Source organism: Sphingomonas sp. (genome assembly GCF_026460985.1).
Lineage (GTDB): Bacteria > Pseudomonadota > Alphaproteobacteria > Sphingomonadales > Sphingomonadaceae > Sphingomonas.
On sequence record NZ_JAPKNM010000026.1, the window covers coordinates 30,923 to 53,842 of the forward strand.

Here is a 22,920-nt window from a genome sequence, read left to right on the forward strand (position 1 = left end):
TGTCGAAGCACCGTTCTTCTCTATCTCAGGACGGAAGAAAGGACTGCCCTTCGACGAGCTCAGGGCGAACGGGTTGTCAGCGCCTCACTCCGCCGGCAACGCCTCGCCTTCGACGGGCGGGCGCTTGCCGGCCTCGGCACCGAGCAGCCGGTAGACCGTCCCGCCGATCACGCCGCCCGCGATCGGCGCCAGCCAGAACAGCCAGAGCTGCTGGAGCGCGATCCCGCCCTCGAGCAGCGCAGGCCCGGTCGAGCGCGCCGGGTTGACCGAGGTGTTGGTCACCGGGATCGAGATCAGGTGGATCAGGGTCAGCCCCAGCCCGATCGCGATCGGCGCGAATCCCGCTGGAGCGCGGCTGTCGGTCGATCCCATGATGATCAGCAGGAACATGAAGGTCAGCACGACCTCGATCGTGGCGCCCGCCGCGACCGAATAGCCGTGCGGCGAATGCACGCCGAAGCCGTTCGAGGCGAGCCCGCCCGTGAAGCCGGCCGCCCCGCTCGCGATGACCTGGAGCAGGGCCGCGGCGATCACCGCGCCCAGGACCTGCGCGATCACGTAGAGCGGGATGTCGCGCGCCGCGAAACGCCCGCCCGCCCAGAGCCCGATCGTCACCGCCGGATTGAGGTGGCAGCCCGAGATATGGCCGATCGAATAGGCCATGGTGAGCACTGTGAGCCCGAACGCCAGCGAGACGCCGGCATAAGCGATGCCGAGATCGGGAATCCCCGCGGCGAGCACCGCGCTCCCGCACCCGCCGAAAACCAGCCAGAAAGTGCCGATCGCCTCGGCAAGCCCGCGCTGCACGTTGGTCATGATTTCCCTCCCGCTGTTTTCGCTTTAGCCTCAAGTGCCTGGGGATATGCGCGGAAGTGTAGCCCCGCCTGGAGGAAAGTAAAGTAAAGCGAAGTAACGCTCAGCGCGGATGTGCGGCCCGGCGCAACCGGTCATTGATCGCGATTCCGATGCCGGTCCCGGGGACCGGCGCCACTGCGATCCGCGCCGCGGGCGACGCGTCGGCGCGGTGGAGCGCGTCGAACAGGTTCGCGGCCGCCTCGACGAGATCGCCGCGGATCGAAAGCGTATCGTCGCCCGGAACGCCGCCGAAGCCGATCAGCCATTCGCCCGGCTCGCGTTCGCGCGCATTCAGCCGCAGCGGCTTGCCCGGCGCATAGTGGCTGGCGAGCTGCCCGGGCGCGGTGATCCTGCCCTCGGGCGCCGCATGCTCGAGCCCCAGTGTCGCAGCGTCGAGCGGCCCCGGCCGCAGGATCCGGCCGTCCTGCACGATCGTCGACTCCAGCCCCGCGGGGGTCGGCCCATCGTCGATCACCAGCGGGATGCGCCCCGCCAGGCTCGCCGCGACATGCGCCGCGCGCGTCGGGCTGATCGACCCGCTCGCATTGGCCGAAGGCGCGGCGAGCGGCAGCCCGGTCGCGTCGAGCAGCGCCTGCATCGCGCGGTGATCGGGCACTCGGATCGCGATCGTATCGAGCCCTGCGGTGACCAATGCGGCGATCTCCGCCCCGGGCCGCAGCGGCAGCACCAGGGTCAGCGGCCCGGGCCAGAAGCGCCGTGCCAGATCGCGTGCCGCATCGTCGAAGATCGCGATCGTCTCGGCCGCCGCGAGCTCGGGCACATGCACGATCAGCGGATTGAAGCTCGGCCGCCCCTTGGCTTCGTATATCCCCGCCACCGCGCGCGAATCGCTGGCGTCGGCGGCGAGTCCGTAGACGGTTTCGGTGGGCACCGCGACGCATCCGCCGCCGCGAATCACTTCCGCCGCTTCGGCGATCGCAGCCGTGCCGTAGGGTAAGATGCGGGGATTTGTCGGGCTCACGCGAGGGGGGCTATATCGCGGGAAACAAGACCACAAGAGAGGCCCCGAAAGGTCATGACGTTCACCCCCGCCACCGCCGAGCAGCGCTTCGTGCTCGAGCATGTCGTTCGCCTCGCCGAGATCAGCGCGGAAGCCGCCGAGATGACCGACGCGGTGCTCGACGGCGCCGGCCAGTTCGCCGCGGGCGAATGGGCGCCGCTCGAGCGGCTGGGCGACACCGACGGCCCGAAGTGGAGCGAGGACGGCGTGAAGATGCCCGCGGGCTTCGCCGATGCGTACAAGGCCTATGTCGAGGGGGGCTGGGGCACGATCGGGTCGCCGGCCGAATTCGGCGGGCAGGGCCTGCCGGTGAGCCTCTCGATCGCCGTGCTCGAGACGCTCGGCACCGCGAACATGGGCTTCGCGCTCGCCCCGATCCTCACCGTCGGCGCGATCGAGGCGCTGACGCATCACGGCACGCCCGAGCAGCAGGCGCTGTACCTCCCCAAGCTCGCCACCGGCGAATGGACCGGCACGATGAACCTCACCGAGCCGCAGGCGGGCTCGGACGTCGGCGCGCTCAAGACCCGCGCCGAGCCGGTCGGCGACGGCACCTACCGGATCAAGGGCACCAAGATCTTCATCTCGTTCGGCGATCACGACATGGCCGACAATATCGTCCATCTCGTCCTCGCCCGCACCCCGGATACGCCCGCGGGCACCAAGGGCCTCTCGCTCTTCCTCGTGCCCAAGTACCGCCTCGATGCCGACGGCACTCCGGGCGCCTTCAACGACGTCCGCGTGGTCTCGATCGAGCACAAGATGGGCCTGCACGCCTCGCCGACCTGCGTGCTCAGCTTCGGCGACCATGACGACTGTATCGGCGAACTGATCGGCGGCGAGATGGGCGGAATCCGCGCGATGTTCACGATGATGAACAACGCCCGGCTCAATGTCGGCCTGCAGGGCGTGCAGGTCGCCGAGCGCGCCACCCAGCGCGCGGTCGCCTATGCCCGCGAGCGCGTCCAGGGCGTCCGCATGGGCGCGCCCGCCGCGATCGTCGAGCATCCCGACGTCCGCCGCATGCTGCTCCGCATGAAGGCGCAGACCCAGGCGGCGCGCGCCTTGGTCTATTACGCCTTCGGCCAGCTCGACCGCGGCCATGCCGGCGACGCCGCGGCCAGGGCGCGGGTGGAGTTGCTCACCCCGCTCGCCAAGGCGCACGGCACCGATCTCGGCAACGAAGTCGCGTCGCTCGGCATCCAGGTCCATGGCGGCATGGGCTATATCGAGGAGACCGGCGCCGCCCAGCATTTCCGCGACGCGCGCATCACGCCGATCTACGAAGGCACCAACGGCATCCAGGCCGCCGATCTGGTCGGCCGCAAGCTCAGCATGGACAATGGCGGCACGCTGTTCGCGTTGCTCGCCGAGATGCGCGGCGATGCCGAGGACGCCGAGCTGATCCGCCTGATCGACGCGTGCGAGGAAGTCGGCCGGCATCTGCTCGGTGCCGACACCGACGACCGGCTCGCGGCAAGCTATCCCTTCCTGACGATGCTCTCGGTCGCAGTGTGCGGCTGGTTGATGGAGGAAAGCGGCCGCATCGCCGCGCGCTCGGAGGGCGACCCCGCCTTCCTCGGCATGAAGGCCGCCGCAGCGCGCTTTTACGTCGCGCAGATCGTTCCCGAGGCGATGGGCCTCAAGGCCGCCGCAATGGCGCCGGCGGATGTGCTCTATTCGATCGACGCCGAGGCGTTCGCGGCCTGACATTTACCGTCATCCCGGCGAAAGCCGGGATCTCGTGCCGCAAGCTGCTCGCGCCGTCGCCTGAGGTCCCGGCGTTCGCCGGGATGACGGTTAGTTGGCCTGCTCGTGCCCGCTCCGCCGCCACAGCCCGCGCAGCATCCCGCCCGCCAGCGCGGGCAGGCCCGGCCGCACGAACAGCCAGTCGCGGATCGCCGGGCCGCGCTCGGCGCCGATCACGCGCTTATAGCCGCTGTCGCCGGCGCCCCAGTCGACCTTCGTCATCCCGTCGGCCACGGCACGAACGAGATTGCGATAATAGAGCAATTTGCCCGGCGAGTGCTTGGCGAAGGCCGGATCGTAGCTGTTGGCGATCGCGTACTTCAGCGCGCCGGCATTGAGATCGAACGAGAAGGCCGCGGGCGTGCCGTCGACGCGCAGCACCGCCGCCCACATCATCGCGGCGATCGCCGGATCGGCCGAAGCCGCGCGCCAGAAGCCGCCATGGCCCTCCGCGGTGAACTTGGCGTCCGAGCCGTCGGTGCGCGCCGCGATCCAGCTCCTGCGCTCGATCTCGGCCAGCGCGTCGAACGCGTCCTGGTCCCAGTCCGCACCCGACACGAAGCGCCAGTCGAGCTCGCCATGACCAGCGAGATGCTTCTCGTGGAAGCGGTTCTTCCGGAGCGTCGAGTTGCGCGGCCAGGTACCTTCGGCCTGGAGCGCGGCGATGTCGAGGAGATAGCTGTCGGCGACGAAGCGGTCGAGCACCGCCCAGCCCTTGGCCCTGGCGGCCGCCCGGAGCAGTTCGAGCCCGGGATCGCCGTCATAGACCGGCCCCAGCCGCAGGGCGTTCGCCTCGCGCGCCAGCCGCGCAAGCAATGCCTCGGCCACTTCGACGCCGGCGTCATCGCGCACGGGAAAGCTGCGGAACGGCCAATAGCATCCTGGCACGCTCGCCAGCCCGAGCCAGCCGGGCCCGGCGCGCACGATCGGCAGCGCCGCCGCAGGCTCGCCTTCGCGCGTGACGGTCAGCGTCCGCGCGGCACCGCCATAGGCCTGTAGCGCCGCGGCGAACCAGCCATAGCGCAGGAAGCGGTGCGTGGGTGCCGCGCGCGCAGCCACGGCGTCGATGCTCGCCGCCAGCCCGTCGACACAGTCGGCGGCGAGCGCAGGCGAGAGACGCGTGAACGTATCGAGCGGCATCGGCTTGGTCATCGCGGCCATCGTAACCCGCCATGGGTTACCAAGCGGTGAGGGCATGCGCGTAACGACTTCACGCGCGCGCCCAGCCGCGCCATAGTCCGCGGCGATGATACCGGGGCCCTATCTCTCCACCGTCGCCGACACGATCCAGAGCGCGATCGCGCCGGTGTTCCTGCTCGCCGGCATCGGCGCCATCCTCAACGTGATGGTCGGCCGCCTCGCGCGCATCGTCGATCGCGCGCGCGATCTCGAGCAGCTCCATCCCCGCTCGACCGGGATCGAGCATGACCGCCACGTCTGGGAGCTGCGGCTGATCGACCGGCGCATCTCGGTGATCAACATGGCGATCTTCCTGTGCGTCGCCAGCGCGCTGGCGACTTGCTTCGTCGTCGCCTTGATGTTCGTCTCGCGGCTGTTCGGGCTCCATGTCGGCGCAATCGTCGCGGTCGCCTTCGTCGTCTCGATGCTGCTGTTGATGACCGGGCTCGTCTATTTCCTGATCGAGGTGCGCATGTCGCTCGGCGCGATCCATGTGCGCGAGGAACTGCTCGAGCGCGATAGCAAATAGCCTATCGGGGCTTTTGCGGCCCCAGATCGGCCGCCACCGTCGGCAGGTAACGCGGTGCCACCCGCGCCTTGCTCGCCTGCTCCCAGGCATAGCCCGCCTTGAGCAGCAGTTCGTCGGCATAAGCCGTCCCGATGAAGGAGAGCCCCGCGGGCAACCCGTCGACCAGCCCCATCGGCACGGTGAGGTGCGGATAGCCCGAGACCGCCGGCAGCTCGCTCGCCGAAGGGCCGCCGAACTGGTCGCCATGCGCGGGATCGCTCAGCCAGGGCGTGCCGTAGGTCGGCGTGACCAGGATCTGCGCGTTCGCCGCCTTGAGCATCGCGTCGATCCCCTCGGCACCCGCCAGCCGCAGGGATTTCGCCCGCGCGCCGAGATATTCGGCGTCCTTGGTCCCACGCGTCTTCTCGGCCTTGAGGAAGCTCTCCTGCCCGAAGAATTGCATCTCCACCGCCTTGTTCGCCTCGTTGAAGGCGATGACGTCGGCCAGGGTCCGCACCTTCACCGATGGCGGCGTGGTGGCGAGATAAGCGGCGAGGTCGTCCTTCAATTCGGTGTAGAGCACTTCGCCCTCGGCATCGCCCAGCCCCTTCAGCTCGGGCAGCTTCACTTCGACCAGGATCGCGCCCGCGGCGCGCAGCTCCTCCAAGGCCTTGTCGAACCGCGCCGCGAGATCGGCATCCATCTCGGGCTTCCACCAGCCGATCCGCATGCCCTTCAGCGCGCCCGACGAGAGTCCCGCGACATAGTCCTTGCGGTATTTGTCCGCGCCTCTGGTCGCCGCGTCCTTGGGATCGCTGCCCACCATCGCCGAGAAGAGGGTCGCCACGTCCCTTACGCTGCGCGCCATCGGCCCCGGCGTGTCCTGGCTGTGGCTGATCGGCACGACATGGGTGCGGCTGACCAGCCCGAGCGTCGGCTTCAGCCCGACCAGCCCGTTCATCGCCGAGGGGCAGACCACCGACCCGTCGGTCTCGGTGCCCACCGCCACCGCCGCGAGGCTCGCCGCAACCGCCGCGCCCGATCCGCTCGACGAGCCGCAGGCGCTGCGATCGAGCGCATAGGGGTTCCTGACCAGCCCGCCGACCGCGCTCCACCCGCTCATGGAATTGTTCGAACGGATGTTCGCCCATTCGCTGAGATTGGTCTTGCCGAGGATCACTGCGCCCTGCGCGCGGAGCAGGGCCACCACCGGCGCGTCGCGGCCGGTATGGTTGTCGACCAGCGCGAGGCTGCCAGCGGTCGTCGGCAGCTCCCGCGTGTCGATATTGTCCTTGATCAGCACCGGTATGCCGTCGAGCGGCCCGAGGGTCTTGCCCGCCTTGCGTCGCGCGTCGCTCGCCCGCGCCTGCGCGAGCGCGTTGGGCGAGACCGCGATCACCGAGCGCAGCGTCGGGCCTCTGCGGTCGATCGCCGCGATCCGGTCGAGATAGGCCTGGGTCAGCCGCGCGCTGGTCCATTCGCCCGAGGCCATCATCGTCTGGAGCTCGTCGATCGACTTCTCGCCGACGGCTATGCTGGCGGGAGGCAGTTCGCGAAGAACGATGTCCTGTGCCGCCACGGGCGTGCTCACCAATGCCAGCGCCAGCAACCCGATCCGCATCCGCCGTCCCCCCAAAAGCCAGGTGCACAGCCTAGAGCGCGTCACCTCCGCCGGAAAGCCCCGTGAAATGCTGGTCTGGGGGGATCGACATACAAATCCTCCCCCGCCAGGGGGAGGTGGCGCCGAAGGCGTCGGAGGGGGAGGTAAGCAGTGCCCTCTCCAATTGAGCGCAGTGATTCCGCCCCCTCCGTCACGCTGCGCGTGCCACCTCCCCCTGGCGGGGGAGGATTGAGAACCCAGCCACTACCCCTTGTGTCCCCCGATTCCTCCCCCGGAAAATTTTTTCGGTTCGCGCTGTGTTCTCTTGCCTTTCGGGGACCCGAGGATTGACCATGCGTCGCGGCATCGCAGCACCTCCGGCATGTCTGCGAACCGAGTCATTTTAGCGACGAACCGTTGGGTTAAGGGCGGATTAAACCCCTTGTGCCGGGACTCGGTTTGGCACAATCTATAGTGGTAGGACTGAGGGGCAGGCTCAACTACTGGTAGAACCGCAACCGCATACCCATATGCGGAACAGGTTCTGTCGTGCCCGGCTGCCGGCGCGGAGTACGCTTTTTGTTCTCGTGCCGACCGTGTCGATGCTAGTATCGGCGAGCCGCCCCCGAGTCGCACCGAGGCCTCCCGGAAGGAGGCGTGTGCAGAGTCAAAAGGGGTCGGATGACATGGAATTCAGGGACACGGAAAACAGCGTGAACGATACCGTCGCCGAAGCCACGATCGCCGCCGAGACCAAGGCGAAACCGCGCAAGTCCGCCAAGGACCAGGACACGCGCGCCGTCGCGCCGCAGCTCTACACGCTCGAGGTCGATCACTCGCGCGACGCCCTGCTCACCGAGTTCGGCAAGGAGACGCTGAAGGACCGCTATCTCCTTCCCGGCGAGACCTATCAGGATCTCTTCGTCCGCGTCGCCTCGGCCTATGCCGACGATGCCGCGCACGCCCAGCGCATCTACGACTATATCTCGAAGCTGTGGTTCATGCCCGCCACGCCCGTCCTCTCGAACGGCGGCACCGGGCGCGGCCTGCCGATCTCTTGCTTCCTCAATTCGGTGCCCGACAGCCTGGGCGGCATCGTCGACACGTGGAACGAGAATGTCTGGCTCGCCTCGCGCGGCGGCGGCATCGGCACCTATTGGGGCAATGTCCGCGGCATCGGCGAGCCGGTGGGCCTCAACGGCAAGACCAGCGGCATCATCCCCTTCGTCCGCGTGATGGATTCGCTCACCCTCGCCATCTCGCAGGGGTCGCTGCGCCGCGGCTCGGCCGCCTGCTATCTCGACATCTCGCACCCCGAGATCGAGGAGTTCCTCGAGATCCGCAAACCCTCGGGCGACTTCAACCGCAAGGCGCTCAACCTCCACCACGGCGTGCTCATCCCCGACGCGTTCATGGAAGCGGTGCGCGACGGCGGCGAATGGACGCTCAAGAGCCCCAAGGACGGCTCGGAGCGCGGCAAGGTCGATGCGCGCGCATTGTTCCAGAAGCTGGTCGAGACCCGCCTCGCCACCGGCGAGCCGTACATCGTGTTCGCGGATCACGTGAACTCGAACATGCCCAAGCATCACCGCGACCTGGGCCTCAAGGTCTCGACCTCGAACCTGTGCTCCGAGATCACCCTGCCCACCGGCAAGGACCATCTCGGCAACGAGCGCACCGCGGTCTGCTGCCTCTCCTCGCTCAACCTCGAGACCTGGGACGAGTGGAAGGGCGAGAAGGGCTTTATCGAGGACGTGATGCGCTTCCTCGACAATGTGCTGAGCGACTATATCGAACGCGCCGAGCCCGGCATGGAGAAGGCCGCCTATTCGGCGAGCCGCGAGCGCAGCGTCGGCTTGGGGGTCATGGGCTATCACAGCTTCCTCCAGGCGCGCGGCCTCTCGTTCGAGGGCGCGATGGCCAAGTCGTGGAACCTCAAGATGTTCAAGCACATCAAGGCGCAGGTCGACGAGGCCTCGATGCAGCTCGCGGTCGAGCGCGGGCCGTGCCCCGACGCCGCCGACATGGGCGTGATGGAGCGCTTCAGCTGCAAGATGGCGATCGCGCCGACCGCGAGCATCTCGATCATCTGCGGCGGCACCAGCGCGTGCATCGAGCCGATCCCGGCCAACATCTACACCCACAAGACGCTGTCGGGCTCCTTCTCGGTCAAGAACCCCTATCTCGAGAAGCTGCTGATCGAGAAGTCGAAGAACTCGGAAGGCGTGTGGAGCTCGATCCTCGAGCAGGGCGGCTCGGTCCAGCATCTCGACTTCCTCAGCCAGGAAGAGAAGGACTGCTACAAGACCAGCTTCGAGATCGACCAGCGCTGGATCCTCGAGCTCGCCGGCGACCGCGCGCCCTATATCGACCAGGCCCAGTCGCTGAACCTGTTCATTCCGGCAGACGTCGAGAAGTGGGACCTGCTGATGCTCCACTTCCGCGCCTGGGAGCTCGGCATCAAGTCGCTCTATTACCTCCGCTCCAAGTCGGTCCAGCGCGCCGGCTTCGCGGGCGGCGTCGAGGCCGACAACACCCCCGAGCTCAAGCAGATCCAGGTCGAATCGCGTGATTACGACGAATGTCTGGCGTGCCAGTGAGGTGGCGAGGGTAGGTCGCCCGGGGTCGCCCAAATCTCCCTCTCCCCCTGTGGGAGAGGAGTGTTGGGTTGTGCGTGCCCCCGGCACGCACTCAACAGCGCGGGGCGCTGTTGACCCAACACTGGCCCCGCGTGCAAAGCGCGTGGGAAGGGTGAGAGGGAATGAGGCGGGCCTGACCAAGCGTCAGTTGCTTCCCGCAACCACCGTATTCCGCTCACGCGAATTGCGCCGTAACGCCGGCCCGGTCGAGAACGTCCTGAAGGCCGAACTCCGCCGCGGACTGCCGGCAGCGAGATTCCGCCATCAGGTTCCGTTCGGTCCCTACCATGCCGATTTCTGCTCGCACACGGCAAGGCTGATCGTCGAAGTGGACGACGCGACTCATGCAGACCGCCGCGATCGCGATGCGGCGCGTACCGACTTTCTGAGCGGCGAAGGTTATCGCGTCCTGCGCTTCTGGAACAACGATGTGATGAGCAACATCGAAGGCGTGATGGCGGAAATCGCCCGGAATCTGCCGTCGGAGCTGCGGGGGAGTTTCGCGTGATACGTCCCCCTCACCCTTCCGCGGCTTCGCCGCTCCCTCCCTCTCCCACAAGGGGAGAGGGAATTGGGACGTCCTACCTCCCTCTCCCCTTGTGGGAGAGGGAAGGGGCCCGCGCCGAAGGCGTGGGAAGGGTGAGGGGGACTTCTCGCGTCAAAGCGCGTTCAAGCCTGGGATTCCTCCTCCTCGAAGGTCACTGCGACGTCCGCGTTCGCCGAGAGCCGCACCTGGTCGCCCTCGACATCGGCCACCAGTCCGAGCGAGATGAAATGGTGATGTCCGGCGTGCGAACCCTGGGCGCCCTCGATGTCGGCACCCGAATCCTTCTTGGTCAGCTTGATCCGGTCGCCCTCGACATGGTCGACGGTGCCGACATGGACGCCGTCGGCGCCGATCACTTCCATATGTTCCCTGATTGCACTCGCGTCGGCCATGGGGTCACTCCTTGCTTCGATCCGGCGGTGCAACGCACGAATGCCGCGAACGATGCAGGAGAGTGGGAATGATCCGGATCCGCAACCTCGCCGCCCTCGCCGCGCTGATCCTGCTCGCCGCCTGCGCGAAGCAGGTCGCGGCCGGCGTCGCCCCCGGCGCCCCGGGCTTCTTCTGGGGGCTGTGGCACGGCTTCATCTTCCCCGTGGCGTGGTTCCTCTCGCTGATCATGCCCGACGTCGCCATCTATGCCGTTCCCAACAATGGCGGCTGGTATGATTTCGGCTATTTCCTGGGCGTGGTCGTGTTCGGAGTCGGCGCCAATCGCGGCAGGAAGGTCGTCTATCGCGACCGGATCGTCCGCGAGCGGAACACGACGGTGATCGAGCACGAATGACGCGCAGCCTCGCCTTGATGGCCGGCCTGGCCGGCGCCGCGGGCGCCCTGGGGCTGGCGACGCTGCTGCGCCCGTCGCTCGCCCGCGCCGCGCTGCGCCTGCCCGACGCCGAGGCGACCGGCTATGCGCTGCGCATCGCCGGGATGATGCTGTTCGCATTGGGCCTGTTCCTCGGCGGCTTCGCGATGGTGTTCACAATGACAGGCGGTGCGGCATGAGCGGCGGTACGGCATTGGCTCTGCTCGGCATGCTCGCGCTCGCCGCGTCGGGCGCCCATATGCGGCTGCAGCCGCATATCTATCTCGGCAAGGGTACCGCTCCTGCCACCGATCCGCGCACCGTCCGCTGGTTCGGAACCGTCCTTCTCTTCCTCGGCGCCGCCTCGGCAGCCATCATCCTCATCAAGTTCGTCTCGGAGTAATCCCATGTCCCTTCTCGAAGCCCGCAAGACCTACAAGCCGTTCGAGTACCCCTGGGCGTACGAGTTCTGGAAGCGCCAGCAGCAGATCCACTGGATGCCCGAGGAAGTGCCGCTCGGCGAGGATTGCCGCGACTGGGCGCAGAAGCTCACCGAGCATGAGCGCAACCTGCTCACCCAGATCTTCCGCTTCTTCACCCAGGCGGACGTCGAGGTACAGGATTGCTATCACGAGAAATACGGCCGCGTGTTCAAGCCGACCGAGATCAAGATGATGCTCGCCGCCTTCTCCAACATGGAGACGGTGCACATCGCGGCGTACAGCCACCTGCTCGACACGATCGGCATGCCCGAGAGCGAGTACGGGATGTTCCTCGAATATGCCGAGATGAAGGACAAGCACGACTATCTGCAGAAGTTCGGCGTCGACAATGACGAGGACATCGCCAAGACGCTCGCCATGTTCGGCGGCTTCACCGAGGGGCTCCAGCTCTTCGCCAGCTTCGCGATGCTGATGAACTTCCCGCGCTTCAACAAGATGAAGGGCATGGGGCAGATCGTGTCCTGGTCGGTGCGCGACGAGAGCCTTCACTGCGAGGGCATCATCCGCCTGTTCCACACCTTCGCCAAGGAGCGCGACTGCCTGACCAAGTCGGTCAAGTCCGACATCATGGACATGTGCCAGACGACGGTGCGGCTCGAGGACGCGTTCATCGACCTGGCGTTCGAGCACGGCCCGGTGACCGGCATGACGCCCAAGGAGATCAAGAAGTACATCCGCTACATCGCCGACTGGCGGCTGGGCCAGCTCGGCCTCAAGCCGATCTACATGATCGACGAGCACCCCCTCCCCTGGCTCGCCCCGCTGCTGAACGGCGTCGAGCACGCCAATTTCTTCGAACAGCGCGCGACGGAGTATTCGAAGGGCGCGACGCGGGGGAACTGGAACGAAGTGTGGGACTCGTTCGACAAGCGGCAAAAGGCGAAGGCCGTGCCTGCGGCGAACGAGGATGCGTCCGGTGAGGGCGGGGATATGTTCAAGCAGGCGGGAATTGCGGCGGAGTAGACCGGAGAACGTAAATGGAGGGACTTCGGGAGCACTTTCGACTTCATGGCACCGTTCATGCTTGGTGGACGATCGCCATGCTGATACTAGTTATTGCCGCGTTGCTGCTCTTTATGCCAAACGGCTCAGCAATAAACGAATACATTTCTTTTGCATCGTCATTGTCTTCCTTATTACTAGCAATTGTCGCAATGTTTTATGCCTTTATATCAAATCAAAATAGCTCAGAGAATCTCTCTGACTTGAGAACGTCGTCAGCGCAAATTTCTGCTTCGTCAACTGTAGTTTCAAACGCCTCTCATGAATTAAGAGACCAAATTACGATCTTACTATCAGATTTTTCTGATATAAAACCGAGAGTAGAGCAGATACATAGCAGAATAACCGCCGCTTCAAGTCCGATCACCCCAAGCCCAAACCAGGCTGAGATTCAAACTACTCCAGATAGTCTATTCAAGACAGATATTGGCACAGGACTAAGAGTAGCGTTTTATGGACTAGATAAATCTTTCCGATTAGGAGTTCATATAATCGACTTAGAGGAGATTTACGGGAAATCCTTATTATGGTTGCATTTTATGCAGGGCGTTCATGATCTTATATATACCGTTCGCCCATGCGGTATAGAACTAAAGAAAGTTGAGCGCGAAAAAGATACGGACGAGTCAGACCCCACCTATTACTACGAGATAATTCACATACCCTCCGAAATATCCCAGCAAATTCAGAACGAAACCACCGAAGAAAAGCTGGATCGCAATCCCGGACCAGTGAAAGCCATTAACGCCTATCTTGCGAATCAGATATAATTCTCCAAGTTGCATTCAAGCATTAGGGAATCATTCCTTTCGTCGCCCCAGCCTTGCGCCAGTTCTGCCGCTCGATCGGGTTGCGCCTCCACTCGCGCCGCCAGCGCTTGAGCTGCTTCTCGCGCTGGATCGTCGCCTCCATCGTCTCGACGACTTCGTAATAGACCAGCCGATGGATGCCGTAGGTCTTGGTGTGCCCCTCGAACGTCCCTTCGCGGTGCTGGAGGATCCGGCCGACCAGGTTCGAAGTGACGCCGACATAGATCGCGCCGTTGTAGCGGTTCGCCAGGATGTAAACGCAGGGCGTGCGCTCGCGCATCATCGTCACAACCTGTCGCCCGGTGGACCCCGGCACAAGGCCGGGGTGACGAAGAAGGGCGGAGATCGCGCCGGTTCGGATGCACTTAAACAGGTCGATCAAGCCGGGCGCCTCTGAACGCCCCCATTAACCAAACCCCAAAGCCCTTTTCTTACCCCACACCCCTACAACCGCCCCCGCATCAAGCGAGGGGTACCCACCATGAAATGGCTGATGATCGGCGGCGTTCCCGCGGTGCTCGCGGGCGGGGTCTATTTCCATGGGCCACTGGCGACCGGCGAGACCTATGCCCGGCCCGCGTCCGAAGTCGCGCAGGTGCTCGAGAATCTGACGCTCCCCAAGGCGGTGACCCGCATGGTCGAGAGCGTCCCCAACGGCGCCTATACGCGCGACGTGGTTCCCGGAAAGTCGGTGACCTATTTCTTCCACGCGCGCGGCGGCCAGGCGGCGAAGTTCGTCGCGACCTATCAGGCGGTCGACGCCACCCACACCCGGGTCAGCACCTCGATGACCATGTCGGGCGATGCCGAGACTTTGCTCAAGAGCCGCTTCATGCCGCTCGCCAAGCAGTTCGCCACGGTCGGCGAGGTCGCGATGCGCGAGCAGATCGACGCGCGGCTCGAGCAGCGCGACTTCGACAAGGGCGTCGTGACCGAGGCCATGAAGGGATATGCGATGGCCAATATGGGCGAGATCCAGAAATCCGCCGCCGCGGCGATGGAAGAGGCGGCCGAGCTCCATTCGGAGTTCCGCGCGAGCCGCTACACGCCCCCGCCCGGCCAGCCCGCCTTCGACGCCGGCCGCCCGATGGTGAACCCCACCCCCGGCGCGCGCTGAGCCGGGGCGCGGCTCACACCCGAAGCCCGATCTCGACCCGGTCGCCCTCGGCCAGGCCGGCCTTGCGCCGCACCTCGGCCTTGACCGGGAGCAGATAGCCGCCCGCCTTTTGCGGGAACACCGAGGTGTCGAACGCCACACCCCGGATCGTGGCGCGGACGCGGACCGAACCGAAGCCACGCCCCGCGCCCATCGCGCGCAGCTCGAACGCGCGTGCCCGGATCGCATCGGCCGCCGCGCCGGTGATCGTCACGAAATGCCAGCTCGCCTTGGCCGGCGGCTCGGGCGTCCAGCGCCAGAGCTCGGCCTCGAGCAGCAATGGGGGCGAATCGGGGGCGGACATGCGGCGATCCTGCGCACCCGGCGCCCGCCGGGCAACCGCCAGCTCACACCTCTCCCCGTTCGTGCTGAGCTTGCCGAAGCACGGTCCTTCTTCCTTCCCGCGGAGAAACAGAAAGAACGGTGCTTCGACAAGCTCAGCACGAACGGAAGAAGATCAGTCCGCGAGTCCCCGCGCTTTCCCCAGCCGCGCCGCGATCTGCCGTACGCTTAGCCCACTCACCGGATCGCGCCAGCCGGACGCCACCGCGAGCAGCGGGCGGAGCACGAAGTCGCGCTCGCGGAAGGCGGCATGCGGGACGGTCAGTCCCGGCCCGCCCCATGCGCCTTCGGACCAGAGGATGATATCCAAGTCGATCACCCGCGCGCCCCAATTGCGCCCGCGCCGCCGGCCGAAGCCGCGCTCGATCGCCTTCAGCCGCGCGAGCAGCGCCGGCGGCTCCTCGTCGCTCTCGATCAGCGCGGCGGCATTGGCGAAGCGGCGTTTCGAGGGGCCGAGCGGCGGCGTGCGCAGCAGCGGCGAGACCGCGAGCACCCCGCCCAGGGCGGCGAGCGCCGCGGCGATCTCGGCCTCGGGGCTGCCATGGCGCCCCCGGCGGTTGGAGCCCAGCGCGATCGCATATCGATATGTCGGCACCCGCTTGTGCCCGGAGTCTGTTCAGATGTCCTGCACCAGCCGCCCGTAGAGCTCGGGCCGCCGATCGCGGAAGAAGCCGAAGGCGGCGCGGTGACGCTTGACTCGGTCGAGGTCGAGCTTGGCCACGATCACCCCGGTCTCCTCGCGGTCGAGTTCCGCCAGGATGTCGCCGCGCTCGTCGGTGATGAAGCTGGTGCCGTAGAAGGTCTGCCCGTGCTCGTTGCCGACCCGATTGGCGGCGACCACGGGAACGACGTTCGAGACGGCATGCCCCACCATTGCGCGGCGCCACAGCCGAGCGGTGTCGAGGCTGTCGTCATGCGGCTCGGATCCGATCGCGGTGGGGTAGAACAGCACTTCGGCGCCCATCAGCATCATCGCGCGCGCCGTCTCGGGATACCATTGGTCCCAGCACACCCCCACGCCGATGCGGGCGCCGGGGCCGTTCCACACCTTGAACCCGGTATTGCCGGGGCGGAAGTAGAACTTCTCCTCGTAACCGGGGCCGTCGGGGATGTGGCTCTTGCGATAGACGCCCTCGACTCGCCCGTCGGGGCCGATCATCGCGAGGCTGTTATAATGATGCGGCCCGTCGGCCTCGAAGAAGCTGGTCGGGATGTGGATGCCGAGATCGGCGGCGAGATGCTGCATCGCCAGCACCGCCTTGTGCTCGTTCACCGGCTTGGCGTTGGCAAAGAGGCCTTCGTCCTCGACCCGGCAGAAATATTCGCCTTCGAACAGTTCGGGGGGCAGCACGACCTGCGCGCCGCGGCCCGCCGCCTCGCGGACGAGCTCGGACACCGCCTTGATGTTGGCGTCGATATCGTTGGTGAAGGCGAGCTGGAGCGCCGCGACGGTGATCTCGGTCATGATTTCCTCAGAGCCGGGGAAGCTGCTGGCTGATGCAGTGGAAGCTGCCGCCGCCGGTCAAGATATGGTCGGCGCGCTGCCCGACAACCTGCCGGCCGGGGAAAAGCTCCGCCAGAGCGGCGATCGCGGCCTGGTCGTTCGCCTGGCCATAGACGGGGACGACCACCGCGGCGTTGCCGATATAGAAGTTCATATAGCTGGCGGGGATGATCTCCTCCTCGGGGCTGAGCACCCGGCCCGGCGAAGGGAAGCGGACGACCTCGACCCCGAAGGCCTCGGCGCGCTGCGCGGCGTCCTGATAGACGCGCCAATTGGGGTCGTTGTCGGTGGCCTCGGGGATCAGCAGTCGGTTCTCGCCGACGAAGCGGGCAAGGTTGTCGACATGGCCGTCGGTATGGTCGTTGAGCAGGCCGTCGCCGAGCCAGAGCACGCGGGTGTAGCCGAGATCGGCGGCGAGCAGGCGCTCGACATCGGCCTTGCTCAGATTGGGGTTGCGGTTGGGATTGAGCAGGCATTGCTCGGTGGTGACGCACAGCCCGGTGCCGTCGCCGTCGATCGCGCCGCCCTCGAGGATCCAGCCATGCTCCTCGACCGCAAGCTGCTCGCGCTTCGCCAGCCGCCGTCCGACGTCCGAATCGCCGGGCAGGTCGTACTTCCCGCCCCAGCCGTTGAAGCCGAAGTCGTGCGCGCGGCCCGCGCCGTCGACGATCGGGCCGGTGTCGCGCAGCCAGATGTCGCCGAACGGCTCGACCACCACGCGGGCGGCGTCACCGGCATATTCCCGCGCCGCGGCAGCCGCTTCCTCGTCGGCGGCGACCAGGATGACGGTCTCGCCGCGCCCGCCGGCATGCACCGCCTGTGCGAAGGCGGCGACTTCCGCCCGCGCGGGCTCGAGGTCCTCGAGCCACAATTCGGGGTGGCTCGGAAAGCCGATCCAGACGGCGTCGTGCGATGCCCATTCGGGCGGGGGCGGCAGAATCATGGGCGCGCCTTTACCGCCCCGCGCGGCTCTTGTCTCGGATCGCGCGGAATTCGGCGGTGGGATACCAATTGGGCCAGCTCGATCCCTCGGCGAGCTGGCGGCCGAGGCTGTAGAAGATCGTCAGATCCTCGATCGCGCCGTCCCAGTTCCAGTTGGGATCATAATTGTCCTGCGGCTTGTGATAGCGGTTCGCGGTATAGTCGTCCGAGGCCTTCTTGCCCGCTTCCTTGCCGCCGACGCGCAGGTCCTCGCCGCTCTCGCCATAGAGCATCGGCACGCCGAGCCGGGCGAAGCTGAAATGGTCCGAGCGGTAATAATAGCCGCGCTCGGGCGTGGGCTCGGGGACGATCACTCGCCCTTCCGCCGCCACGAAGGGCTTCACCAGGTCCTCGAGCTCGGACTTGCCGACGCCGACCAGCACGAAATCCTTGGCACGGCCGACATTGTTGACGCCGTCCATGTTGACCCCGCCCACGGTCTGCGAAAGCGGGAAGACCGGGTTCTCGGCATAGAATTTGGAGCCGAGCAGTCCCGATTCCTCGGCGGTGACGGCAAGGAAGACGAGGCTGCGCTTGGCCGGTCCCGCCTTCACATGCGCCTCGGCGAGCGCGACCAAAGCGGCGGTGCCCGAGGCGTTGTCGAGCGCGCCGTTGCAGATGTCGTCGCCGTTCACCGCGTCGCAGCGGCCGAGATGATCCCAATGCGCCGAATAGAGCACAACTTCGTCAGGCCGTGCGCTGCCCGGCAGAATGCCGACGACGTTCTTCGACGCCTGGCGCCGGATCGCATTGTCGAACGACACGCTCGCCTTCACGCCCAGCGGCACCGCCCTGAAGCCCTTGCGCTTCGCCGCCTCCAGCAATGCAGCGTAATCCTTGCCCGCGCTGGCGAAGAGCGCCTGGGCGGCGTCCTGCTGGATCCAGCCGATCGCCTTGGACTGGTCCATGTGATCGCCCGGCGTATCCTGCTCGAGCTGCGGCCCGGTCCAGGAGGACTGGACCACGCCCCAGCCATAGGCCGCGGGTTCGGTATCGTGGATGATGATCGCGGCGGCGGCGCCCTGCCGCGCGGCCTCCTCGTACTTGTAGGTCCAGCGGCCATAATAGGTCATCGCGCGCCCGCCGAACTCGCCCTGCAGCCCCTGGGTCTGCCAGTCGGGGTCGTTGACGAGGATGACGACCGTCTTTCCCTTGACGTCCACGCCGGCATAGTCGTTCCAGCCGCGCTCGGGCGCGTTGATGCCGTAGCCGACGAAGACGACATCGCTATCCTTGATCTCGGCCTTCGGCGTCACCCGATAGGTGCCGATCACCATATCCTTGCGATAGTCGAGGCTGACCGGCGTCTTGCCCCCACTGAAGACGAGCGGTGAAACATTCTGCGGCGTGAGCTCGACCAAGGGCACGTCCTGGAACCAGCTGCCCTTGTTGCCGGGCTTGAGCCCCGCCTTCTGGAAGCGCTCGACCAGATAGGCGAGCGTCTTCTCTTCGCCCGGAGTCGTCGGCGCGCGGCCCTCGAACTCGTCCGACGCAAGGCGCTCGGTGACTTGCTTGAGCGTATCGAGCGAGATTTGCGGCGCGGTCTGGGCCGCGGCCGACGCGCTCGCGAGCAACAGGATGGCGGAGAGGGCAAGGCGCATGGGAACTCCTGCGAAGGGGATGCCGCGAGTGTGGCAGCGCAGTGAAGCACCGGCAAGCATTGCGGCCGGCTCCGAGCTGGTGCAGCAATGATAGCGATCACCACGGAGAGAGCGATGCGCTGGATCATGGCTGCATTGGCGCTGGCGATGCTCGCCGCACCCGCCATGGCGCAGCAGGACTATCGCGCCGCCGATGCCGACCGGCGCATCATGCTCGACCGGCTGGGCATCGCCGGCACCCGCCCCGGCGCGGACGGGTTCAACCGCGATGCGCCCAACGCGGCCAATTACGACGAGGCCAAGGCGGGCACGCCTGCGCTTCCCGAACTGCTCCGCTTCGTCGACGGCACGCCCGTGACCACTGCCCGGGCCTGGGAGAAGCGCCGGAGCGAGATCGTCGCCTTGTTCGACCGCGAGATCTATGGCCGCGTTCCCGCGACCGCCCCGGCGATCCGCTGGCGCGTCGACAGGTGGGAGCGCGCCGTCGAGGGCGGCGTGCCCGTGGTCAAAAGCTGGCTGACCGGCATCGTCGACAATCGCGCCTGGCCCGCGGCCAAGGCGGAGATCGCGCTCCGCTACACGCTGCCCGCCGAGTCGAAGGCGCGCGTGCCGGTGATCCTCTCCCTCGGCTTTCCCGAGGGATTCCGCTTCCCCGGCCCGCCGCGCGCGCCCGATCCGGGCCCGCTTTATACCGAGCAGTTGCTCGCGCGCGGCTTCGGCTATGCGGTGGTGGTCGCCAACTCGATCCAGGCGGACAATGGCGGCGGGCTCGATACCGGCGTCATCGGCATTTCGCTGCACGGCAGGCAGCGCGGTCCCGAGGATTGGGGCGTGCTGCGCGCCTGGGCCTGGGGCGCGAGCCGGGCCTTCGATGCGCTGGCCGGCGATCGCGCGGTCGACTCGCGGCGAATCGGCATCGAGGGCCTGTCGCGCTACGGCAAGGCGGCGCTGGTCGCCATGGCCTATGACCCGCGCTTCGCGATCGGCTTCATCGGCTCCTCGGGCGCCGGGGGCGCGGCGCTCTACCGGCGCGATTTCGGCGAACGAATCGGCAATCTCGCGGCGAGCGGCGAATATCACTGGTTCGCCGGCAACTTCCTCAGATATGCCGGGCCGTTGACCCCGCAGGACCTGCCGGTAGACGCGCACATGCTGATCGCGCTCGCCGCGCCGCGCCCGATCTTCATCGGAGCGGGGACGATCGAGACCGGCGACGGCTGGGTCGACCCGAAGGGCAGTTTCCTCGCCGCCGCGGCCGCCTCGCCGGCCTGGTCGCTGCTCGGGCGGCGCGGGCTGGCCGCCACCGCCTTCCCGCCGGTGCTCACGCCCGTCGTCGCGGGCGAGCTCGGTTTCCGGCAGCACCAGGGCGGGCATAGCAACCGCGACAACTGGCCGGTCTTCATCGACTTCGCATCCATGCATCTTTTCCGGAAAGAACATTGACTTGCGCTGCCGCCGCCGCGCCAGTGCGCCGGCGATGACGAATAGGACTTGCTCAAGCTCGTTTCGTGAGTACACTGTGGCTCATCGGGGGGGATTCAGGCATGGCTGAGCCGTTTTTGTCGGAGTTGAGGCTTTTTTCCTTTAACTTCCCGCCAAAGGGCTGGGCGTTCTGCAACGGCCAGTTCCTGCCGATCAACCAGAACCAGGCCCTGTTCTCGCTGCTCGGCACGATGTACGGCGGCAACGGACAGACGAATTTCGCGCTCCCGAACCTCCAGGGACGCGTGCCGATGCATTTCGGCAACGGCTATACGCTGGGCCAGGCCGGCGGAGAGCAGGCGCATACGCTCACCATTTCCGAGCTGCCGACGCACATGCACTTCCTGCAGGCGACCACGGCGGCCACGAACAACAATATCCCCACCAACGCCGAGCTTCTCAGTTCCACGGCACCGAACGATCTTTATACCGGCGCCGCGGCCCTGACTCCGCTCGCCGCGGGTACGGTCGGCAATGTCGGCGGCAGTCAGGCGCACATGAACATGCAGCCATTTCTGACGCTTTCCTGGTGCATCGCGCTCCAGGGCATCTTCCCCTCGCAAAACTGAGGAACCCGGCCGATGGCGCAACCCTATATCGGTGAGATCCGGATGTTCGCGGGCAATTTCCCGCCGAACGGATGGATGTTCTGCGAAGGTCAGCTTTTGCCGATCTCCGAGAACGACACGCTCTTCACCCTGATCGGCACCATGTATGGCGGCGACGGTCAGGAGACCTTCGCGCTGCCCGATCTGCGCGGCCGCGTGCCGATGCATTTTGGGAATGGCTTCATCCAGGCGGAAACGGGCGGTGTCGAGCAGGTCACGCTCACGGTGCAGCAGATTCCGCAGCACACCCACGCGATGCAGGCGTCCCTCAACTCCGCGACTTCGCCGACGCCGACCAACCAGGTGATCGGCAAGTCCACGTCGATCGACGCATTCATCAATGCGCAGCCTACCACGGCGCTGAACACCCAGGCGATCACGCCGGTGGGCGGCAGCCAGCCGCACGAGAACATGCAGCCCTATCTCTGCGTCGACTTCATCATCTCGCTGTTCGGGATCTTCCCGAGCCAAACCTGAGGAGCCCTCCCTTGGCCGATCCGTTCGTCGCCGAAATCCGGGTCTTTCCGTTCAATTTCGCGCCTACGGGGTGGGCGTTCTGCAACGGTCAGCTCCTGCCGCTTTCGCAGAACACCGCCCTCTTCTCGCTGCTCGGCACCACGTATGGCGGTGACGGCAAGAGCACTTTCCAGCTGCCGAATCTCCAGGGTTCGGTGCCGCTACATCAGGGCCAGGGGCCCGGCCTGTCGCTGTACGACCTCGGCCAGACCGGCGGCTCGGAAAACGTGACTCTGCTCCAGAGCGAGATTCCGTCGCACACCCACGGACTGGTAACCGCGGCGGACGACCAGTACGAGTCGAACGTGCCGACGGGCAATTCGCTGACGCGGTCCAATCTGAACGTCTATTCGAACACGCTGACCATCGTCCAGATGGCGCCCCAGTCGCTCTCCGCCGCCGGTGGCGGTCTGCCGCACAACAACATGATGCCCTATCTGGCCGTCAATTTCTGCATCGCACTCCAGGGCGTCTTCCCGGCTCGTCCCTGAGAGCGCCGCCGTGCCGCCGCCATTGAACCAGGCCGCCACGCTCGGCGTCGTGCCGCGGCCGATGTCGGACGCGGACCTGCCCTTTACCGCGGCGCTCTATGCCTCGACGCGCTCCGAGGAGCTGGCACCGCTGCCCTGGCCCGCCGAGGCCAAGCAGGCGTTCCTCCTCCAGCAGCATGCGGCGCAGCACGCGCATTACCAACAGCATTATCGCGGCATGGCGGCGATGATCCTCGAGCGCGCCGGCGCGGCGATCGGGCGCCTCTATCTGTTCGAGATGCCGGGCGAGGTCAGGATCGTCGACATATCGCTGATGCCCGAAGCGCGGCGCCTGGGCATCGGCAGCGCCCTGCTGCGCGACGTGCTCGCCGATGCCGCGCCGCGTGGCAAGAGCGTCACCATCCATGTCGAGAAGAACAACCCGGCGCGCACGCTTTATGCCCGGCTCGGCTTCACGATCCTCGATGACGACCGGGGCGCGTACGACCTCTGGGAATGGCGTGCCGCCGCCTAGCGGTCCTGGCCTAAGCTAGGCCGGATCAACATTCATCGTAGCCAGATGACGACGGCGGCGAGGTGGACGAAGCCGGTGAAATGGATGGTACGCCTGTCATAGCGGGTTGCGAAACGTCGGAAGTGCTTGAGGCGATTGAAGCATCGTTCGATGCGGTTGCGCTGCCTATAGAGTTCGGTGTCGTGCGGGATGAGGACCTTGCGATTTCGCTTGGACGGGATCACCGCTTGCGCCTTCCCGGATCGCTCGTCTTGCCGGCAGCAGTGGTGCGATCCTCGCCCATTGCGCCTCGCTCAGCTCGTACCGCTTCACTCCCATTCATAGCCTCCGCCAATCGCGGAACCCTATGAATCAGCAATCTTCCCTCTTGGGAATCCTGAATGTCGATCCGGCCTAGGACGGATCGACATTCAAAATCCTCCCCCGCCAGGGGGAGGTGGCGCCGAAGGCGTCGGAGGGGGAGGTAAGCAATGCCCTCTCTAATTGAGCGCAGTGGTTCCGCCCCCTC

At 66.3% G+C, this 22,920-nt stretch carries 26 protein-coding genes and 1 pseudogene; 15 read left to right on the forward strand and 12 right to left on the reverse strand.

What is annotated here, in order from left to right; translation table 11 throughout:
- Positions 1–84: 84 nt before the first annotated feature.
- Both aqpZ and MT490_RS05365 read right to left on the reverse strand, forming a co-directional pair.
- Positions 85–816, reverse strand: a complete 732-nt coding sequence (gene aqpZ / locus MT490_RS05360) for an aquaporin Z (RefSeq protein ID WP_297384934.1) — start codon at positions 814–816, stop codon at positions 85–87.
- Between the two features lie 100 nt (positions 817–916).
- Positions 917–1,837: an L-threonylcarbamoyladenylate synthase gene (locus tag MT490_RS05365; RefSeq protein ID WP_297384936.1), complete on the reverse strand. Its 921-nt coding sequence runs from the start codon at positions 1,835–1,837 to the stop codon at positions 917–919.
- Between the two features lie 54 nt (positions 1,838–1,891).
- Here MT490_RS05365 and MT490_RS05370 point away from each other — a divergent pair, with 54 nt between their 5' ends.
- Positions 1,892–3,586, forward strand: a complete 1,695-nt coding sequence (locus MT490_RS05370; RefSeq protein WP_297384938.1) for an acyl-CoA dehydrogenase — start codon at positions 1,892–1,894, stop codon at positions 3,584–3,586.
- 90 nt (positions 3,587–3,676) lie between these two features.
- On the opposite strand, the gene MT490_RS05375 is transcribed toward MT490_RS05370, so the two are convergent.
- Positions 3,677–4,786, reverse strand: coding sequence for a GNAT family N-acetyltransferase (locus tag MT490_RS05375; RefSeq protein ID WP_297384940.1), 1,110 nt, complete (start codon positions 4,784–4,786; stop codon positions 3,677–3,679).
- 85 nt (positions 4,787–4,871) lie between these two features.
- Between MT490_RS05375 and MT490_RS05380 the strand changes: the two genes are divergently transcribed.
- Complete coding sequence (locus tag MT490_RS05380) at positions 4,872–5,333, forward strand: DUF2721 domain-containing protein (RefSeq protein WP_297384942.1); 462 nt, start codon at positions 4,872–4,874, stop codon at positions 5,331–5,333.
- A gap of 1 nt (position 5,334) precedes the next feature.
- Here MT490_RS05380 and MT490_RS05385 read toward each other — a convergent pair whose 3' ends face one another.
- Entirely contained in the window at positions 5,335–6,933 is a 1,599-nt protein-coding gene (locus tag MT490_RS05385; protein WP_297384944.1) for an amidase, read from the reverse strand.
- Positions 6,934–7,598: 665 nt separating this feature from the next.
- Between MT490_RS05385 and MT490_RS05390 the strand changes: the two genes are divergently transcribed.
- Both MT490_RS05390 and MT490_RS05395 read left to right on the forward strand, forming a co-directional pair.
- Positions 7,599–9,512 (forward strand): ribonucleoside-diphosphate reductase subunit alpha, encoded by a 1,914-nt coding sequence (locus MT490_RS05390; RefSeq protein ID WP_297384946.1) that lies wholly within the window; start codon positions 7,599–7,601, stop codon positions 9,510–9,512.
- A gap of 223 nt (positions 9,513–9,735) precedes the next feature.
- Positions 9,736–10,059, forward strand: coding sequence for a DUF559 domain-containing protein (locus tag MT490_RS05395; protein ID WP_297384948.1), 324 nt, complete (start codon positions 9,736–9,738; stop codon positions 10,057–10,059).
- 161 nt (positions 10,060–10,220) lie between these two features.
- Here MT490_RS05395 and MT490_RS05400 read toward each other — a convergent pair whose 3' ends face one another.
- Positions 10,221–10,490, reverse strand: coding sequence for a DUF2171 domain-containing protein (locus MT490_RS05400; protein WP_297384949.1), 270 nt, complete (start codon positions 10,488–10,490; stop codon positions 10,221–10,223).
- 68 nt (positions 10,491–10,558) lie between these two features.
- Between MT490_RS05400 and MT490_RS05405 the strand changes: the two genes are divergently transcribed.
- From MT490_RS05405 to MT490_RS05425, 5 genes are read left to right on the forward strand one after another with little or no spacing between them, the layout of a single operon-like run.
- On the forward strand, positions 10,559–10,885 hold the full coding sequence (locus MT490_RS05405) for a hypothetical protein (RefSeq protein WP_297384950.1): 327 nt from the start codon (positions 10,559–10,561) through the stop codon (positions 10,883–10,885).
- Complete coding sequence (locus MT490_RS05410; protein ID WP_297384952.1) at positions 10,882–11,103, forward strand: hypothetical protein; 222 nt, start codon at positions 10,882–10,884, stop codon at positions 11,101–11,103. Before MT490_RS05405 ends, MT490_RS05410 begins: the two co-directional genes overlap by 4 nt.
- The gene (locus tag MT490_RS05415; protein ID WP_297384954.1) at positions 11,100–11,306 is read left to right on the forward strand and encodes a hypothetical protein; all 207 of its coding nucleotides are present in this window, start codon (positions 11,100–11,102) and stop codon (positions 11,304–11,306) included. Before MT490_RS05410 ends, MT490_RS05415 begins: the two co-directional genes overlap by 4 nt.
- A 4-nt stretch (positions 11,307–11,310) precedes the next feature.
- On the forward strand, positions 11,311–12,369 hold the full coding sequence (locus MT490_RS05420) for a ribonucleotide-diphosphate reductase subunit beta (RefSeq protein ID WP_297384956.1): 1,059 nt from the start codon (positions 11,311–11,313) through the stop codon (positions 12,367–12,369).
- Between the two features lie 14 nt (positions 12,370–12,383).
- Positions 12,384–13,178, forward strand: coding sequence for a hypothetical protein (locus MT490_RS05425; protein WP_297384958.1), 795 nt, complete (start codon positions 12,384–12,386; stop codon positions 13,176–13,178).
- Positions 13,179–13,200: 22 nt separating this feature from the next.
- Here the strand turns inward: MT490_RS05425 and MT490_RS05430 are convergent, their stop codons facing one another.
- On the reverse strand, positions 13,201–13,500 hold the full coding sequence (locus MT490_RS05430; RefSeq protein ID WP_297384960.1) for a GIY-YIG nuclease family protein: 300 nt from the start codon (positions 13,498–13,500) through the stop codon (positions 13,201–13,203).
- A gap of 198 nt (positions 13,501–13,698) precedes the next feature.
- Here MT490_RS05430 and MT490_RS05435 point away from each other — a divergent pair, with 198 nt between their 5' ends.
- Positions 13,699–14,334: a hypothetical protein gene (locus MT490_RS05435; RefSeq protein WP_297384962.1), complete on the forward strand. Its 636-nt coding sequence runs from the start codon at positions 13,699–13,701 to the stop codon at positions 14,332–14,334.
- 13 nt (positions 14,335–14,347) lie between these two features.
- Here the strand turns inward: MT490_RS05435 and MT490_RS05440 are convergent, their stop codons facing one another.
- The 5 genes from MT490_RS05440 to MT490_RS05460 all read right to left on the reverse strand — a co-directional run bounded on the left by MT490_RS05440 (position 14,348) and on the right by MT490_RS05460 (position 18,801).
- Positions 14,348–14,677, reverse strand: a complete 330-nt coding sequence (locus tag MT490_RS05440) for a DUF1905 domain-containing protein (protein ID WP_297384964.1) — start codon at positions 14,675–14,677, stop codon at positions 14,348–14,350.
- A gap of 153 nt (positions 14,678–14,830) precedes the next feature.
- Complete coding sequence (gene folK / locus MT490_RS05445) at positions 14,831–15,310, reverse strand: 2-amino-4-hydroxy-6-hydroxymethyldihydropteridine diphosphokinase (protein WP_297384965.1); 480 nt, start codon at positions 15,308–15,310, stop codon at positions 14,831–14,833.
- 21 nt (positions 15,311–15,331) lie between these two features.
- Positions 15,332–16,180, reverse strand: a complete 849-nt coding sequence (gene aguB / locus MT490_RS05450) for an N-carbamoylputrescine amidase (RefSeq protein WP_297384967.1) — start codon at positions 16,178–16,180, stop codon at positions 15,332–15,334.
- A gap of 7 nt (positions 16,181–16,187) precedes the next feature.
- A complete protein-coding gene (locus MT490_RS05455) occupies positions 16,188–17,162 on the reverse strand; it encodes an agmatine deiminase family protein (RefSeq protein ID WP_297384969.1) in 975 nt (324 codons plus the stop codon).
- A 10-nt stretch (positions 17,163–17,172) separates the two neighbouring features.
- On the reverse strand, positions 17,173–18,801 hold the full coding sequence (locus MT490_RS05460; protein WP_297384971.1) for a M28 family metallopeptidase: 1,629 nt from the start codon (positions 18,799–18,801) through the stop codon (positions 17,173–17,175).
- Between the two features lie 114 nt (positions 18,802–18,915).
- On the opposite strand from MT490_RS05460, the gene MT490_RS05465 reads away from it, so the two are divergent.
- The 5 genes from MT490_RS05465 (at position 18,916) to MT490_RS05485 (ending at position 22,412) form a co-directional block, all read left to right on the forward strand.
- Positions 18,916–20,244, forward strand: a complete 1,329-nt coding sequence (locus MT490_RS05465; RefSeq protein ID WP_297384973.1) for a hypothetical protein — start codon at positions 18,916–18,918, stop codon at positions 20,242–20,244.
- A 101-nt stretch (positions 20,245–20,345) separates the two neighbouring features.
- The gene (locus tag MT490_RS05470) at positions 20,346–20,852 is read left to right on the forward strand and encodes a tail fiber protein (protein WP_297384975.1); all 507 of its coding nucleotides are present in this window, start codon (positions 20,346–20,348) and stop codon (positions 20,850–20,852) included.
- A gap of 12 nt (positions 20,853–20,864) precedes the next feature.
- Positions 20,865–21,368: a tail fiber protein gene (locus MT490_RS05475; protein ID WP_297384976.1), complete on the forward strand. Its 504-nt coding sequence runs from the start codon at positions 20,865–20,867 to the stop codon at positions 21,366–21,368.
- Positions 21,369–21,379: 11 nt separating this feature from the next.
- Positions 21,380–21,898, forward strand: a complete 519-nt coding sequence (locus MT490_RS05480; protein WP_297384978.1) for a tail fiber protein — start codon at positions 21,380–21,382, stop codon at positions 21,896–21,898.
- A 10-nt stretch (positions 21,899–21,908) separates the two neighbouring features.
- Positions 21,909–22,412 (forward strand): N-acetyltransferase, encoded by a 504-nt coding sequence (locus MT490_RS05485; RefSeq protein ID WP_297384979.1) that lies wholly within the window; start codon positions 21,909–21,911, stop codon positions 22,410–22,412.
- Between the two features lie 32 nt (positions 22,413–22,444).
- On the opposite strand, the pseudogene MT490_RS05490 reads toward MT490_RS05485, so the two are convergent.
- Positions 22,445–22,657 (reverse strand): annotated as a pseudogene (locus tag MT490_RS05490) (transposase); the annotation flags it as partial.
- Positions 22,658–22,920 lie beyond the last annotated feature (263 nt).